At 60.5% G+C, this 16296-nt stretch carries 9 protein-coding genes and 3 pseudogenes; 2 read left to right on the top strand and 10 right to left on the bottom strand.

Translation table 11 applies throughout. The features are described from left to right. Positions 1 to 425 (top strand): annotated as a pseudogene (locus tag FVF75_RS17450) (ISKra4 family transposase); the annotation flags it as partial. Between the two features lie 116 nt (positions 426 to 541). Here the strand turns inward: FVF75_RS17450 and FVF75_RS17445 are convergent. Then, positions 542 to 988 (bottom strand): HD domain-containing protein, encoded by a 447-nt coding sequence (locus FVF75_RS17445; RefSeq protein WP_148380059.1) that lies wholly within the window; start codon positions 986 to 988, stop codon positions 542 to 544. A 56-nt stretch (positions 989 to 1044) separates the two neighbouring features. Next, positions 1045 to 1470, bottom strand: a pseudogene (locus tag FVF75_RS17440) (IS66 family transposase); the annotation flags it as partial. 57 nt (positions 1471 to 1527) lie between these two features. Here FVF75_RS17440 and FVF75_RS17435 point away from each other — a divergent pair. After that, on the top strand, positions 1528 to 2751 hold the full coding sequence (locus FVF75_RS17435) for an IS256 family transposase (RefSeq protein WP_148380058.1): 1224 nt from the start codon (positions 1528 to 1530) through the stop codon (positions 2749 to 2751). A 36-nt stretch (positions 2752 to 2787) separates the two neighbouring features. Here FVF75_RS17435 and tnpC read toward each other — a convergent pair. The 8 genes and pseudogenes from tnpC to FVF75_RS17395 form a co-directional block, all read right to left on the bottom strand. Then, a pseudogene (gene tnpC / locus FVF75_RS17430) lies at positions 2788 to 3921 on the bottom strand (IS66 family transposase); the annotation flags it as partial. Positions 3922 to 3975: 54 nt separating this feature from the next. Then, the gene (gene tnpB, locus FVF75_RS17425) at positions 3976 to 4326 is read right to left on the bottom strand and encodes an IS66 family insertion sequence element accessory protein TnpB (RefSeq protein ID WP_217353192.1); all 351 of its coding nucleotides are present in this window, start codon (positions 4324 to 4326) and stop codon (positions 3976 to 3978) included. Next, positions 4326 to 4739 (bottom strand): IS66-like element accessory protein TnpA, encoded by a 414-nt coding sequence (tnpA, locus tag FVF75_RS17950; RefSeq protein WP_425463240.1) that lies wholly within the window; start codon positions 4737 to 4739, stop codon positions 4326 to 4328. The genes tnpB and tnpA overlap by 1 nt, the downstream gene beginning before the upstream one ends. Before the next feature lie 126 nt (positions 4740 to 4865). After that, positions 4866 to 7412, bottom strand: a complete 2547-nt coding sequence (locus FVF75_RS17415; protein ID WP_148380056.1) for a DEAD/DEAH box helicase family protein — start codon at positions 7410 to 7412, stop codon at positions 4866 to 4868. Between the two features lies 1 nt (position 7413). Continuing rightward, a complete protein-coding gene (locus FVF75_RS17410; protein ID WP_187393111.1) occupies positions 7414 to 9213 on the bottom strand; it encodes a phospholipase D-like domain-containing protein in 1800 nt (599 codons plus the stop codon). Next, complete coding sequence (locus tag FVF75_RS17405) at positions 9210 to 10421, bottom strand: hypothetical protein (protein ID WP_245890307.1); 1212 nt, start codon at positions 10419 to 10421, stop codon at positions 9210 to 9212. Before FVF75_RS17405 ends, FVF75_RS17410 begins: the two co-directional genes overlap by 4 nt. Continuing rightward, positions 10421 to 13621: a UvrD-helicase domain-containing protein gene (locus FVF75_RS17400; RefSeq protein ID WP_246138134.1), complete on the bottom strand. Its 3201-nt coding sequence runs from the start codon at positions 13619 to 13621 to the stop codon at positions 10421 to 10423. Before FVF75_RS17400 ends, FVF75_RS17405 begins: the two co-directional genes overlap by 1 nt. Before the next feature lie 2 nt (positions 13622 to 13623). Then, positions 13624 to 16170: a PD-(D/E)XK nuclease family protein gene (locus FVF75_RS17395; RefSeq protein ID WP_148380053.1), complete on the bottom strand. Its 2547-nt coding sequence runs from the start codon at positions 16168 to 16170 to the stop codon at positions 13624 to 13626. Between the last annotated feature and the right edge of the window lie 126 nt (positions 16171 to 16296).

Raw genomic sequence — 16296 nt, 5'->3', positions numbered from 1 at the left:
CGAAGGGCTTTTCAGGGTTGCCGCTACTCTTCGAGCGACCTGCTGATACACTGCGTTGGCACCTTTGGCACGGCAAAGTGATGACCGCCGCGACAATCCTCAAGGTTCTTCAGATCGATTGCGATCGTCTGCACGCCGAAACCCGAGAATTACGAGAAGCGGCCAAGCGGGTCAAAGCCCGGTGCCAGGACCTCTATTCCTACCTTGCGAACAACTTCGACGCGCTCGTAGACTACGGCCATCGACACCGGAATGGCCTCGCAGTTTCGTCGTCCCGGGCAGAAGGCTGTGTTGATGACATCGGCAACACCCGCATGGGCAAGCGGCGGCGCATGAGATGGTCACCGCGGGGCGCGCAACGGGTTGCCGTCACTCGGGCCGCTGTCCTTGACAGAAGGCTAGGCGTCTCAAAGCGGGCCGCTTAACCACCAAGTTTTGCCCACTCCCGGCAAATTCGATGCCCGAAAGGCATGATGAGCTGCTGGCTGAAGATTTCTTCGATGTGCTGGGCGCGCGCCAGTGATCTCCGGATTTTTTCCCTTCAGGTTTCCGCGTCCCGCAGCTCTCGCAGAGCAGCCAGATAGCGGTTCATGCGGCGCATGTCCTTTTCGGTCAGTGCCGACAGTCGCGACGCGTTCAGATTGTCGAGGATGTCTGCCGTTTTGACCCGGCGCGCGATCTTGTTGCCCTTGGCGCGTCGGACGAAGGCCACGTAGACGGCCTCGCTGTCGCCTTCATCCTCGGGCCTCTTCGTGACAAGGCGTAAAGCGTCGAGCACAGTCGGCGAGAACCCTTCTTCCTCAAGGCGCTTGAATGTCCAGCCAGGGCCGTCTTCGACCACGTCATGCAGGACGCCAACGATCCGTTCGTCGTCGGTCTCTAATGACATCATCACCCGGAGCGGATGTAGCAGATACGGCGCGCCGGCCTTGTCGGTTTGTCCCCGATGGGCTTCCGCAGCGATTTCAATGGCGCGATGAAGGTTCAATAGCTTCTCCTAGTGTATGAATATGATCGTAAGCGTCGTCTGCGGCCCACTCGGGATCAGCTTGACGGCGTGAAGTTCCACGGCAGGAGATCGTCGATGCGGCTTTGAGGATGGCCGGCGGCGATGGCCTCAAGGGTCGTCTTGAGGTAGGTGAAGGGCTCGACGTTATTGATCTTCGCGGTTTCGATGAGCGATGCGATGCGGCCCCAGGCCCGCCCGCCTTCGTCATGTCCGGCGAACAATGCGTTCTTCCTGTTCAGAGCGATCGGCCTGATCAGGTTCTCGATGCTATTCGAGTCGATTTCGACCCGCCCGTCCTGCAGGAAGGTTTGCAATCCCTCCCAATGGCGATGGATATAGGCCAGCTTTTCGCCGAGGCGCGACCTGGCGGAGATGCGTAGGCGCTGCGCCTGCAGCCATTCCCCGAACGCCGCGACGAGTGGTGCGGTGCGCGCTTGGCGGGCCGAGAGCCGCTGTCGCGGGGACTATCCTGAATTTTGTGCTCTGGCGTGATAATTGCTCTGAAAGGAGACCCACGTATGAGCATCGACAAAGACCTGTTGGACCGTTTGATGGAAGGCCGGTCGGCTGGCGACCTTTTCGGCAAAGAAGGTATTCTGTCCGAACTGACGAAGGCGCTGGCGGAACGCGCGCTGACGACCGAGATGGAGGAACATCTTGGCGAAGAACGTGCCGAAGAAGCGCCTGAGGGCCAGAACCGGCCACCCAACCGGCGCAATGGCAGCAGCCGCAAAACGGTAACGACCGACACCGGCAAGGTCGTCCTGGACATTCCGCGTGATCGCAACGGCACCTTCGATCCGCTGCTGATCGCCAAGTATCAGCGGCGCTTTCCGGAGTTCGAACGCAAGATCATCAGCATGTATGCCCGCGGTATGACGACCCGGGAAATCCAGGGGCATATCGAGGAGATCTACGGCTTCGAGGCCTCTCCCAGCCTGATCTCGGCGATCACCGAGGCCGTCATGGACGAGGTCACCGCCTGGCAGAACCGCCCGCTGGAGCCCTGCTATCCGGTAGTGTTCATGGACGCGATCCGGGTCAATATCCGCAGCGATGGCGCGGTCAGCAACAAGGCGGTCTTCGTCGCGCTGGCGATACTTCCAGACGGCACCCGTGACGTTCTGGGCCTTTGGTTTCAGGCCAATGAGGGGGCCAAGTTCTGGGCCAAGGTGCTGAACGATTTGCGCAACAGGGGCGTCCAGGACATCCTCATCGCCGTGGTCGACGGCCTCAAGGGCTTTCCCCAGGCCATCGAGGCGGCCTTCCCGCAAACCCAGGTCCAGACGTGCATCGTCCACCTCCTGCGCCATTCCATGAGCTTCGCCAGCTACAAGGACCGCAAGGCCGTGGCGACGGCCCTGAAGGCGGTCTACACCGCCGTGGACGCCAAGGCGGCAGAGGCCGCGCTGGCCGAGTTCGAGGGCAGCGACCTGGCCGCCCGCTATCCGGCCATCGCACCGAGCTGGCGCCGGGCCTGGGACGAGGTGGTCCCGTTCCTCGACTATCCTCCTGCGGTGCGTCGACTGATCTACACGACCAATGCCATCGAGGCGCTGAACTCGAAAATCCGGCGCGCAGTTCGAACCCGCGGCCACTTCCCAAGTGATGAGGCGGCCGCGAAATTGATTTATCTCACGCTCAATGCTACCTCAACCGAGTGGAAGCGTTCGGTGCGCGAATGGCACGCGGTGAAAAGCCAGCTCGCCATCATGTTCGAAGACCGCTTCCCAATGGCGTAACAAAATGCGCCAGGGCACAAAATTACGCACAGTCTCCTGTCGCGGAGCCGCGCCGCGGATGTCGGCCTCGATCTTGTAGATCTCGGCGATCCGGCGCAGCCCTTCGGCGGCGATCTCCGACCCGTCGCGGTCGAACACCTCCTTCAGCTTGCGCCGCGCATGGGCCCAGCAATGCGCCACGCGGATCGGATCGCCGCCCTTTCGGGTGGAACGCGTCAGGCGGTTGTAGCCCTGGTAGCCGTCGAGTTGCAGGATCCCGTCAAAGCCGCGCAGGATATTCTCCGCGTTTTCCCCGGCACGGCCGGGAGCGTAGAAGAAGACCACGCCCGGAGGGTCATCCCCGCCCCAGCCCCGGTCATCACGAGCCAGTGCCCAAAGATATCCAGTCTTGGTCCTGCCGCGCCCCGGATCCAGCACCGGGGCGGTGGTCTCGTCCATGAAGAGCTTGGTGGACGCCTTCAGATGCTCGGCCAGCCGGTCGACCACGGGGCCGAGATGGAACGCGGCGGTGCCGACCCAGTCGGCCAGTGTCCCGCGATGGATGTCCATCCCGGAGCGGGCAAGGATTTGGCTCTGCCGATATAAGGGAAGGTGGTCGGCGTATTTGCTGACCAGCACATGCGCGATGGCACCCTCGGTCGGCAGGCCGCCCGCGATGAGATGCGCCGGCGCCGGCGCCTGGGTCACGCCATCGGTGCAGGCGCGACAGGCATACTTGGGGCGAACCGTGACGATGACCCGCAGCTGAGCGGGCACGATGTCCAGCCGCTCGGTGCGATCCTCACCGATCTTGTGCATCTGCCCGCAGCCACAGGGACACAGCAGGCTTTCCGGCTCGATCACGCGCTCGATGCGCGGCAGGTCCTCGGGCAGGTTGCCCCGGTTGCGCCGGGCCGCACGCCGGCGTCGGCGTTCGGAAGGTGCCTGCGCGTCCTGCTTCTCCTCGGTCTCGGCGATCGCGACCTCAAGGTCCTCGAAGGTCAGCTGCCGGTCATCCTCGCTGAGCTTCTCGGAGCGTTTGCCGTGAACCGCGTGGTTGAGCTCGGCGACCAGATGCTCGAGACGCTTGTTGGCTTCCTTCAGCACATCCCGCTCGCGCAGCACCGCCGCGACAGCTTCACGCTGCGCCTCGGGGATGGCGGACAGGTCAATGGTCGCGGCGGCGGGCATGGCGGCAAGATAGCCCCAACCGGCGTCGGATGCGCGTCCTTTCCCAAGCCTGATTCATTCTGCCGCAGCCGGGCGGCGGGTCTCCAGCGCCCTCACCTTGCGCCAGTCCAACCCAGCAAACAACGCCTCGAACTGCGCTCGGTTCAACGTCATCACACCGTCCCGAACCGCCGGCCACGTGAAGGTCGTCTCCTCCAGCCGCTTGTAGGCCATCACCAGCCCGCTGCCGTCCCAGAACAGGATCTTCAGCCGGTCGGCGCGCTTTGCCCGGAACAAAAACAGGGTGCCCGTGAACGGATCCTCCTTCAGGACCGATTGCACCAGCGCGGCGAGCCCGTCGTGGCCCTTCCTGAAGTCCACCGGCTGGGTCGCCACCAGGATACGGACGGTGTGGGACGGCATCATCAGGATGACGCCCCGAGCGCATGCACGATCTCGGCAATCCGCACCGCCGTGGTATCGGCGGCGAGTTCGATCGCCACGTCACCGAAGATCAGCCGCAGCTTGTCATCTGGTAGCGGGGAAGGCTCCGGTGCCTGCGGCGGTTCCGGATCGCACAACACCAGCGGCGCGAAGGTCGTCGGTTCAGTCGCCGTCTCGGCGGCGGGCAGGACCAGCTTGCCCTGCTTGGCCAGGCATCGCCACGCAGAAAGCTGGTTCGGCTTCACTCCGTAACGCCCAGCTACGGCGTTGACTGTTGCCCCCGGTTCCAGCGTCTCCGCGACGGCCTGCGCCTTTACCGCCTCTGGCCATCGCCGGTGCCCGCTCTCGAAAATCTCAACCCCGAGCGATCTGAGAAACGCAGTCTGAGCATCCATTGCGAAACGCACTCCCATCATAAGATGGGTATCACCTCGCAGTCCGCGCCGGGGCGAGCAACGTGTGGCTCAGCCACCGCTTACATATGATCGTGACCATTCGGTTGGTATTTTTGGAACTTCACATCACTCCCATGGCGCAAAGTTTGGCGTGGATACAATGATACGGTTCCTAAGAGCTTCGAGTTCTGGGGAAATTGCTGCGTGGGTTCCCTGATGCGGCAAAACTTCCCCGTGTAATTGTGCACGCAGCTCCATCCACCGCTCCTTCAGGACCTGCCAGTTGTGATCATCATAGGTCCCGCTGACAACGACAGGATGAATGCGTATACGTGGTGGGTCGCCCTCGGCGTGCCCATACCAATTTTCCAAGTCTTGGAGCCAACGGCTGCCCTTGCGGTCCACGCGACCGATCTGTTGTTCGACAATACCCGGGTTCCATTCTGCATGCAGTATGACCACAGTGCGGCAGGCTTCATGCAGGTTTAACCCCTCCCGCCCAACACGGGATTGAGCGAGAAGTACCATTGGCCAGCTGGAGGCGCGGTTGAATGCGGACTGCAGCAAGCGGCGTGTTTGAGGTGGGGTTGCGCCAGACATCATCCGGGCAAAATTGCCCTCGCGCCCGGAAAAGTCCTGAAGATACGATGCCAGCCTAGACTGCAAGACACTGTCGTGTTCTTGCTCTTCATCGGTTGATAGGTCATCCAGCAGCCCTTTGAACAGCGCCAGCATTTCGTCGCCGGACCACGGTACGTCAGCACTCTCGCGCCTGTCGTCAAGCGCCTCCAGTAGTGCCCCGATATCGCCTTGCAGCTCTTCATCATCGTCATCTTGGCGCAAATAGCCAACCAACAGCGCGGCGGTATCATCCTGCGGTGCCAAGGCTTCGAGTTCACGATGCAGCCTTGCAAGCTCTGTGCGGCGCGCACTGGACCATTTCCGATATCGTTCGGTCAGCATCTGGTTGATCGAAGTGATACCGCCTGTCGTCACACAGAGATCAGGGTCGTTCATGGCGGCAAGAACGGCGGGTTCGCTCTCATCCCGTACTTTCGAGGCTGGCCAGTGCCGTCCGTCTCTGAGTCGCCGGAGCATTTCGCGCGCGTCCAGTAGCCGGGTCAGCGCATTCATCGGAGTTATGAAACGCCCGAAAACGAGAACCTTTTCGTCTCGTTCGGCATAAGACTCGATCAGTCGAACTGCGGCTAGTATCGCAGGATGGGTGTAGATATCCGCAGGCTGGCCACGGAAGGCATCGAACCAGAATGACTGCGGGCCTTCTAACTCATCGTCCTGCGGCAGCTGTTCAACAGGTTCGGATTCGGGTGCGAGACCAAAACCGTACCCTTGGGCGACCGATAGTCTTGCACGCTTCACGCGATGGTCTTCCTGGGGCAGGATCGAAAGCGCTTCAGCTGCACAAAACCGCCGCAGCCAGTCGCGAGTGAACCCCTTCGTTGTCGGCGACACTTTTAAGTCCTCGACGACGCGATAATCTCCATGCGCTTCCTGAAATGCGCTGATCTCAGGATCGTGTCGCTTGTCCCTTCTTAGAACATAGGGGCGCAATGCCTTTTGAAATCTGATTGCAGCGGTCTCGAAGCTATCGGTCAATGGCTCGTCAAGTTCTTCGACCCGGATGCGTTTGACTATATCGACATAACCGCTGATCCATTCGGTAAGTTCGGCAAGCGGAGTAATATCTTCACCATCGTCCCGCCCACTGATCCGGCCTAGCGTGTCCTTCCATTGCCCGGAATCCAGTTCCACAGGCGTGGCAGTCATCCCGAGGCGGAATGGATCATCGGCCTCCCAACTGACTGGTCCGAGAATGCGCGATAGGCTGGAATCCTCCCCACGGGCCTTGTGGGCCTCATCAACGACGATCAAGTCGAACTGACCCAGCCCATAACCTATGAGCGGCAGGATCTTGCCCTTGTATTCATCGGCCGCAAGCCATCGGTGGTCTCCGGACAGATCATCAAGCACGCTCCGACACAAACCGTGTTCAATGATAGTGTCGGCAATCATGCGGGCGGCGCGGCGGGTGGCATGGACCTGGCTAATCTCACCACGGTGAAAGCTGTCGCGCATGAAATTGCGTCGTTGCCCTGCTAATAAGCGCACAACATTCGGAAGCAATTCACGCCGCCATCCCCCCGCCGGACCGTTGCCTGTGTTCGGAAAGCGCATGGCTGCAAATGTGTGCGAGATCATCAGGACTTCTTCATCGGCCCAGCCATTTTTCGGCAATTCCCGCTGCTGTCTGCGATCCTTAAGCCAGTCCGCGTGTTTGATTTTACGTTTTTGGCTTCCTTCGGCATCTTCCTCGGTGAGGAAACCCGCGATAAATCCGTCATAGCTGCGCAATGGCAGCAGGGTCTGGTCATCAGGGTGAAATAGCCTCAGTTCCTTCTGCCACTGCACGCCCAACCCAGCCGGAAGCACAATCGCAGCTCTGCCGCCCGCGTTGCGAACTGCTGAAATGAGCGCAACCGCTATTCGGGTTTTGCCCATCCCGACTTCGTCGGCCAGCAAAGCGGCCCGCTGACCGGATCTGATCCGCGCGGCGAGTTGCGCAACAGATGCGCGCTGTCCAGCATCAAGCGGTTCATCCGTCTGTTGCGACGCGAACTGCTCAAGATAATCAGCGGCCTTCATCCAATCCATGTCACATGCCCTCGTCAGCCCAAAGCGACGGAAGGTCATCGATCTTCCATTCCCGAGCCACAGCCTTCAACGATTGTTCCAGCAAGGTCAGGTTGATATCGTCAGGGCACATCCGCGGGTCCATTAATGCCGGCAAGGGATTTGCCTTAGCATCGCGAAAAAAGCCAATCATCGGCTGCTCCTGCTTGCAGATCGCGCGCAAAGTCTGACGCAGTTCTCGACACCAACGCTGCCAATCTCGCGGGTCAAGTCTTGCCTGGGTCTCGCCAAGCCGCACCAGAAGGCTCATCATCCGGCGAATAGCATAGGTTGCGGGTGGCAAATCCGTGGTGTCCGAGGCTTCCACCGTTGGCTCGCCGCCTTCGGGTCCGTCATCGGGCTGATCTGCGTCCAAGGGTTCTGGGAACGCCTGCAGGCCAGCCAAGACGTCTTCCACCGTCAATTCGGATGGCCGTGGCACAACAAGCACGCCCTCCGCGATAATGGGAACGCGCCAGCCACCGTGTGTCAGCGTGACAACGGCTGGAGCAGGTGCAGGCCAGATGCAGGGCGTGGGGCACGATGCACCGTCCGGACCTATGACATCCAGAACAATCCCGCCTGGCGCACAAATCGTACCATCCTTCCAGATCAACCAAGACACTGGCGGCAGGGTTTCAGGCTCCTCGGGGGGCACAAACCCGCTGCCAGAGTGTAGCTTCGAAGGTTCGACGGTCTCGTTGAACTGGATTGGCAACAGGGTCGCAAAACCATGCTTGCTGTTCTTTCGGCTGCGCCATTTCAATCCTTTGGGAAGATCGACGACAACGCCCGCTTCAAGATTGCCACCCGCGCTGGCGGCCTTTTCAAATCCGTTCCGGCTGAGATTTCCCGACCCTAGATAGACGCGCCCAACGGCCTCGTCGTGCCCTGCGCCGAGCAATACAAACTTAGCGTGAAGTTGCCCTTCCTCGCCATGCATAGCGGAAATCGGGCGCCTGAGATTCCAACCAGCCGCGGTCAGGGCCGGGCCACGCATGGCCAGACCTTGACAGGACAGCGGGTTCAAAAACAGGTCCAAAGTCGCAGATTTCTTCAAGAGCTTTTCTTCGACCAGCTTCTCGCGAAACCTCTCAGGCAGCCCCGCGCCACCATCGCCTTCTGCTTCAAAATAACCGGACCCAAGGATTAGGCGTTCTGCCTTTTTTCCCAGTCCAAGTCGATCGACAACCTGTGGGAGCAAAGCCTGAGACCGGCTGTCGATGAAGCGCGGCGGCAAGGTAGAGGCCGGAAGGTGACCGATCTGTTCCTTAAGGCGCGCATAGGGCAGCGCGCCGTCATATTCCCGTTCGATCAGCGCGCAATCCCCGCGTTCACGCAGCCATTCAAACATGTTCCAGGCCGCCCGAATATCTGCAATATCCTGATCTTTCGGATCATCGGTCTGAAGATCAATTGACCAGAACAGGTCGATACTGTCCGTCAAAGGGTCTTGCGTCCAGTTTCCCGTGCTGACCGCGAGCCTGATGATATATCCATCTTCATCGCGTTTGCGAAATCCCAGCAAAGCAACCTTGGCGTGCAAGAGGTTGTAACCTCGATCCTGCAGTCGCATCCACATCCAGGCTAGGCCCGATATGTCCGAAATTGCGTTCATTGTCGGGTGAATGAACGCGGCTAATACGGGGCGCGCCATTTCTCCAGTGAAGCTGCGCCGGATCTGCCCCATCACATTGGGCGTTGCCGTAAATCCGCAGAAGAAACCGAAATCCCCGAAACAATCCTTGGGCGGCATGAAGAGGGTGATAAGCGTTGTGTTCATAATGCCGGTTCTTCACCTGCTGAGTCCCGACATCCCGGGTTCACATCGCCGTTCAGTTCGGCCGCAAGGCAATGAAGATTGAAAAGTCGGAATAACTGAGGTGCGAACTCGGCATCATTGACGGGTTCGTCTGCATCGATGCTTGGCATCTCGCCGGCCGCTGGTCCCAGAACGATACGATCCTCCCGCCACCTGATCACCGTTCCATCGCGCTCGGCCAGCTTTTGAAGAAGCTGTTGGTCGGGCAAATCCCGGACCTCTGAAAGGAATTTCCGGCTGCTTGACTCATCTGCTGCGTCAATTCTGGCGCCCAGCTGGAGGGCGTATCGGCGAAGCTTTGCGAGGGGCTCGCCCACGGTTTTATTGGCCTCGTCGAAGGGCAGCCAAGCATCCTCATTGGCATCGCGAAGCTGAAGCAGACGTTCTTCCAAGCGATACAACACCGCCAGTGCGGCACTGCGTAAATCCATGAAAGCCGCCCCCGCGCGCAGGTCCGTCCAATGGTCGGCAGTTATCCCGCTGAGCGGTTCGACAGCATTGAGCTGACCTGCACTGGGCCCGGTCTTGAGTGCTACAAGAGCACGCCGACGCGACGTTGACGGATCGTCACCTCCGACAAGCCGGGCCAAGATCAGCTTGCGAACGTCGGGTGGGACGGCAGCATTTGGCGACAGGTCTTCAATTACTTTATTCAAACCATGAGGGGATCCCCCATGTGCCCATGCGCCCAGAACACGACGGTAGTTTGCCATCACCGGCAGGTTTAGCATCTGCGCGCCTGCGGTGTGGATGGTGAAAGCACCAAAGCGACTGCCCCGCACGAAACCAAGCGCAACCAGTGGTTGCACCATGGCCATGCGGATGGGTTGAACCACATAGGTGCCGCGTCGCTTGAGATTCTTGAAACTCCAGTCTTTCAGCCCTTGCATCTTGCGTAGACCGCGCACGCGACGGTCCGCCAAGCCCTGTTCGGTGGCTTTTCGCATCATCAAAGCCTCGACGGCGTTGCCGACTGGCAAGGCCGAAACACCTAGCTCCTCGGCAATGGACACCGCCAAAACCGACCAGAGAATCGGCATCGGAAACCACATGCCACCCAAGCCTGGTACTGAACGATCGTTGAAGTGCCGCACGGCGCTAGCAAGGCCCAGGTTCTGCTGCCTGCGCTGCGAAATGATGGTGTCAGGCGCGAGTATTCCCCAGGGCATCAAGAAGTACTTTCTTGATGCCCGCGGGCAGGAATAGAGGCCAGGTTCAGAAAACCCAGCCGCCCATGATCAACCCAAAATACTGCCACACCATTCAATTTGTACGTCGGGAATATGTCTCGGACCAAGTCGGCATAGGCAGAAAGCTGCGGCCAGTAGAGGCCAAAACCCTCACCCGCACCACCGGTCTTGTGGTCGATCAAAAGGCAACCCTTAGGCCCCGATGCCAACAGGTCGATCATACCGGGAATTTCAGCACCCTCTTTAGTACGTCCTAGAAGAGGAATTTCACATAGCAGATCGGTATATCCATCGGCCGCAAGCCAGGCTTTCAGCGCCGCCGCTCGCTCTGCGACCAGTGCCAGGGTTGCGTCGTCCAATCCGGTTGCCTTGGGCAGGGCTTCAGTTAGATCATATCGCGTAAGGCAAGTTCGCAGGGCAAGATGGATGGCTGTCCCACGCGCCGCGTCACTGACGGTGTGGGGCCATGGTTCGCCCAAGGCGATACCCTGGCTTTTGGGGGCTGACAGCGCGGTTGTCGATTGCGATGGCTGCAACCTCCAGGGCGTCAATTCCACAGCAGGCAAGGGGGTAGCGCTGCCGAGCAGTGGTGTATCAGCGATCTCTGCCTCCGAATACGTGGTGAAGCCCGCGTGTTCGGGCAACTGCCTAATGATGGCCGGGCAATCAACCCCGCCGATGCGCAGTGTATCACCACCTATCTGTGGCGCGCAGGCATCCATGAACACATGGAACAGGCACTTGGCTTCCGGAGCTTCCTCGTCACGCTCCTTCAGGAAGCTTGGCCACTCTAGAACCAGCCGGTCGCGTGCCCGGGTCAGGGCGACGTATAGAAGGTTCTTCGCATTTGCCTCGAAATCTGCGCGCCGATCCTCGATGAACCGTCGCTCTGCCTCTGGGGCGGCAAATCCCGGCGTGTGGATTAGTGCGGCTGAGGCCAGCACGGCGTCCATATCGTCGATCTTGTCAAGCGCGGTGAACCGGGTCGCGGTGGTGCCCGGCCAGTCTTCGATCCCGTGGTCGAATTCCGCAACCACGGTGATCGGCCATTCACGCCCCTTGCTGGCGTGCCATGTGACGATCTCGACCGCCTCGGCGCTGTTGGCGGCGGGGTCGGGACGGCGGTCGAAATCGCGCTCGCTCGCGCGAGCATCCAGCCAGCCAAGAAACACCTTGGCGCTTTCGCCATGGAAACCGGCTGCGGCCTTGAGATCACGGTGCGCGGATTCGAAGTCGCTTGCTTCGGCTTCAAGCCGCAGAAGGTCAGCACGCGCCTGTGCCGGGTCGGGCTGACGGTCAGCCCAGACCCGAAGCCCTGCAGCATTGATCACCAGGTCCACTGCATTGGAAATCGGCAAGCGAGTAAGGCGGTCCGACAACGCCGCTAGCTGCATCAGGACCGCATCATCCGCCAACCGACCTTGGATCTGCGCTTGCATGGCGGCTTGGAGGCTGAGCGGATCGGGGCCGAGGGTGCGCAGGACAAGCGCGGCATTCGTATCGGCAGGGTTCGCGGCATAGCTGAGCGCCGCGCGAGCCGTCTGAACAACCGGGCTTGTCGCCCAGCCTTCCTCGGCAATGCGGACAGGTACGCCGCGCGCGCGCAATTCCTCGGCATAGCGGGCTGCGGTCGCGTGCCGGCAGACCAGCAGAGCGACGTCAGAGGGGCGCACACCCCTTGGGGCCTTGCTGTGTCGATCAGTGATCGTTTCGCCCGCCTGCAAGATCTGAGCGATGCGTTCTGCAACATGCTCTTGCGGCTTCGAGTACTTTCGAACCCCGCGACCTTTGACGATATTCAAGACCTCGAGCGCAGGACCGGACACCGGATCACGCGTCGGGGCTAGAGGGTTATAGCCTGCGCCAAACAGCCCTGCACCCATAGCATTGACGAAGTCCATCACCGCCGGTGTAGACCGCCAGTTGCGGTCAAGGGGCTGCGTCGCATCGGGGTTGGCCGCCGCCAGCGCCTGAGACAGGCGGGGATCGGCGCCCTGAAACCCCATGATCGACTGCTTTACATCCCCCACCAGCAGGGTTCGTGGCGCACGGGCACCTAATTGCCAGAGCAACGCGAACTGCACCGGGTTGGTGTCCTGAAATTCGTCGATGATGACGCAGTCGATCTCATCCAGCACTGCCTGTCGAACTGCCGAATCAGTGCGCAATAGCCGCTCGGCGCCTGCAATCATGTCGGCATAGTCAATCAGCCCAAGCGCCTTTTTGCGCGCCTCGTAAGCCTCCATCACTTCCTGCGCACAGGCGATCAGGCATTGAAAGTGCAGCTTCGCATCGGCCAAGGGGCCGGGATGTGACGGCAGCACCTCGGCAGCCTGCATGATCGCAAGCGCAAGATCGTCATAGCCCTCAGGCGTTTTTGAATTCCGGTTCGAGATAAAGAGGTTGCGTAGTGACTGCCAAAGGCTCCAGTCCCGATCCAGCATCGCCGGGTCGCGTTCGACACGGCGAAACAGGGCCAGATTGTTTTCCAGTGTCTCGCGGGGGCCCTTGGCTGTCACGCCGTCCATGCCACCGTCAGGAAAAACCGTGAGGATGGTGGCAACTGCCGTCGCCAACGCATCACGGGCGGCTGTGGGGTCTGCGATCACCTTGCCATAGATTTCATCGAGTCGCGTTAGTGCGGGTGCGATCAGCCCGGGATCACGGCCTTTGTCGCCGAGCCCCCGCAACAGGTCGATCATCGACAGAACCCGGCTCCGTAATGAATCTTCGACCGTTTCGCCTTTTTGCCAGTTGGGCTGATATCCGAACCGCTCGGGTTCAGCCTTGATCGGATCAAGCGACTTTGCATGGGCCAGCGCCTGCCGGACCAGCAGCTCGCGTTCAGCATCGCCAAGGTGACGGGGTTGCAGAGATGCACCTGCTGCCAACGCATGTTCCGTCAATAAACGCAGGCCTAAGCCATGGATGGTAGAGACATATGCGCGCTCCACGGCCATAGCCTCGGTGACCAGCCCGTCCGCCAGAAGACCCGCCCGGATACGTTCGCGCAATTCGCCCGCAGCGGCTTCGGTAAAGGTCACCGCAAGGATGCGTTCGGGTCGTACGATCTTGCGCTTCACCCAGTCAGAAAGCTGGGTCTTGATACGATGGGTTTTTCCCGCGCCCGCGCCGGCGGGAACGATGACCAACCCTCGGTCTGAATCTGCTCCGTCCATGGTCATACCTCCTCGATCTGGCGGATGAACGCGGTAACCAGGGTCGAGCCATCGGTCAGCGCATAGGGCGTGAATCCTGCTTCTTTCTTGAAAAAGCCCTCATCGGCTGAGGTATTAAGCACCACCCGGCCGGCCCCTAGCTGCGCCAGCCGTTCAGCAAGCATTGCAACGGCCGCATCGTTGACGGCGTCGCCCATGTCGCGGGCGGGAGATCCTTCTGCAGGCACATGCCCGGAGGTTAAGAGCCCACCATCATTCATAAGGTGATAGGCAATACCGACCTGTCGGCCAATCAGCGGGTCCATCCCGTCGCCGTCGCGCCGGATAGGACGGGCGAGCATGTCTCGGTATAGCCCTGCTTGCAGATCCCACCCGGCCTCCATTCGCCTGCGCCGGGCCGATGTGCCGCTTTTCTTGTGATCGACGACAAGCAGCGTACCGTCTGGCAACTCAAGGATCGCATCAGCCTTACCGTGCAGGTTGATGCCATGCGCCTCACCCGCCAGCCAGATCTCGTTGCCGATGATTTTTGCGCCAAGCGCCAGCAGATGTTCGCGCCAGCGCAGCGCCGCCTGAAGGATCTCACGCTCGAGCCCGCTGCGCTCCATTTCCCATGATGCGCTACGCAGAAACCCAGCATGGCGGGTCAGCGCTCGATCATAGGCCTCGGCAACTGCAGCGGTCAGTGCCGCAGGTTCTGGCAGGGGTTGGTCCTTCAGGAACACATGTTCAAACACGTCATGGGCAATGTTGCCTTTGGCCATCACATCGAGTTCCTCAGCGGACCAAGACATGTCGCCCGCGCCAACCTCGTCCAGAAGCCATGCCAGCGGGCTGACCAAAAGTGTTTCAAGCCGTGAGGGCGACTGAGGTTTGCTTGTTCCGTCATCTTTGCGACGGAGCGCCAACAGGTCGAGGCCGGGGAACGAGAGAGCCTCGGGGAGGTCGTCCGGTTCCGGCAAGGGTGGCAGACGGTGATGTGCCACAGGCCAGTCGCCAGGCGGCAGGCGCGACAGGTCGAGGATCAGATCATGAGCTTCTTCTACATCCGATATTGCGCGTGCGACCAGTGATAGCCCAGCTGAAGGTTGCTGCCGCACGCCCGACAGATCGCGCCACGGGACCAGAAATGTCACAGATTCCGCAACCGCCTGAAGCTGCTGGTCAAAGAGGAAGAGGCTTTCAGCCAAACCCTCTGCCCTCCCGCGAAGCTGCAAACCGGTGGTGGTTCGAATTGCAGTGATTTCGCTGTCCAGAAACAGCGGGTTGGCGCGAGGCCGGGTCGGATACCGACCGTCGGTGAAATCCGTGATGATCAGATGTCGGCATTGCCGCCACGGAGTTTCGTGCGCAGACCAGAGGCTTACACCTTCAAGGTTGCGCTCTGGATCGGGACTTGACGGGGATGCAATCTGGATACCGCGCAGAATAGCTTCCCAGTCTGGGCTACCCTCGCCGGGCGGGATCGACAGACGGGCTCGAACCTCGTTCCCTTGCGCAATGCGCTCACAGATACGGTCGATCAGGAAACGCAGTTGCGCAAGGCTGCCGGCTGAGGCGCGCATGTCCGTCCAGAGGTCTTTGTGCGCTTGGGTGGGCGACAGGACATCGCCGCGAAAGTCACCATTCATAATGCTTTCGGCAAGGTCGCGCCCGGTTTGGGCTGACCATGGCATCAGCGGTGACAATGCGAGACTTGCAAGGACCATCGCAGGTGTGGGTGTGCGCTTGGCTAACGCCAGTTGAAGTGCTGTTTCACCAACGATGTCGCGCTCTGGCAGGCTGGCGGGAAGTCCGGAAATCGGCACGCCCTGCTCGGCAAATGCACGCGCGATCTGGCGTGGGTCACCGGAGGCCAGCACAGCAATCTCCCGCGCCGCGATACCGCTTTCGATCAGGGCACCCGCGCGAGCGGCGGCGAAATCAGCGCAGGCAGCCACATCGCGCAGACCATAAAAGGCGAGACTGCCATCCTTTGGCCCGGCCTCGATTGCTGCCTCGGCTACCCCACCCTGCAAAGCGTGCAGCCGCGATCCTTCACGCGCCGCGCGCGCCTTGGCGGGCGCAGCCACAGCCCCGAATTCATCCTTAAGTCTTCCATAAAGCGCCTTCATCGCGGCTGGTGCATGCGGGTCAAGGGACCCTTCAACAACCGGCAATGGGTCAAGGAACCGCCCATGCGGCAGGTCCAGAACATGGCGGACCGCAGCCAGCCCCTCGGGCAATGCGTCACCCAGCTTGCGCCAAAGTGCGATCAGAGCATCCAGATGTCGCCCTGCACGGCTGTCGCCCATCGCGCCCGCTGATGGAACGCGCAGATCGGCAGTGGCCAGCACCAGACCTTCCAACGCCGCGCTAACGGCCGACATTGTCTCGACCGGTGCATTGGCCAAGCTCTCTTGCCACACCGGGTGAGGCTCTTCCGCTACCACTCGCCCCGGCACCCATTCTTGGGCTTTGGGGGCAAGTGATAGCTCTGCAAGACCGGTATCGGTCAGACGGTAATGTAGGCCGGAGCGGGGATCGGCGACGAGAAAAGGGTAGAACATGGATTTCGGGCTCACTGTGCAAATTGATACTGTAATGGGAAATTATTTTGAATCAATGGCTTGTGCGGCTATTGTCATTCTCTTTCGAACTCTCAATCGATGCATTTCGGATATTTCCCCATGTAT

The sequence above is a fragment of the Maritimibacter fusiformis genome (genome assembly GCF_008086115.1).
Classification (GTDB): domain Bacteria; phylum Pseudomonadota; class Alphaproteobacteria; order Rhodobacterales; family Rhodobacteraceae; genus Muriiphilus; species Muriiphilus fusiformis.
Note: the sequence above shows the minus strand (reverse complement) of the source record. Positions and strands in the feature narration are given on the sequence as shown.

Excerpts from the sequence above, each read along its gene's own strand:
- FVF75_RS17435 (WP_148380058.1), top strand. The coding sequence starts at position 1,528 with ATGAGCATCGACAAAGACCTGTTGGACCGTTTGATGGAAGGCCGGTCG.
- tnpB (WP_217353192.1), bottom strand. The coding sequence starts at position 4,326 with ATGATGCCGTCCCACACCGTCCGTATCCTGGTGGCGACCCAGCCGGTG.
- tnpA (WP_425463240.1), bottom strand. The coding sequence starts at position 4,739 with ATGGATGCTCAGACTGCGTTTCTCAGATCGCTCGGGGTTGAGATTTTC.
- FVF75_RS17415 (WP_148380056.1), bottom strand. The coding sequence starts at position 7,412 with ATGGATTGGATGAAGGCCGCTGATTATCTTGAGCAGTTCGCGTCGCAA.
- FVF75_RS17410 (WP_187393111.1), bottom strand. The coding sequence starts at position 9,213 with ATGAACACAACGCTTATCACCCTCTTCATGCCGCCCAAGGATTGTTTC.
- FVF75_RS17405 (WP_245890307.1), bottom strand. The coding sequence starts at position 10,421 with ATGCCCTGGGGAATACTCGCGCCTGACACCATCATTTCGCAGCGCAGG.
- FVF75_RS17400 (WP_246138134.1), bottom strand. The coding sequence starts at position 13,621 with ATGGACGGAGCAGATTCAGACCGAGGGTTGGTCATCGTTCCCGCCGGC.
- FVF75_RS17395 (WP_148380053.1), bottom strand. The coding sequence starts at position 16,170 with ATGTTCTACCCTTTTCTCGTCGCCGATCCCCGCTCCGGCCTACATTAC.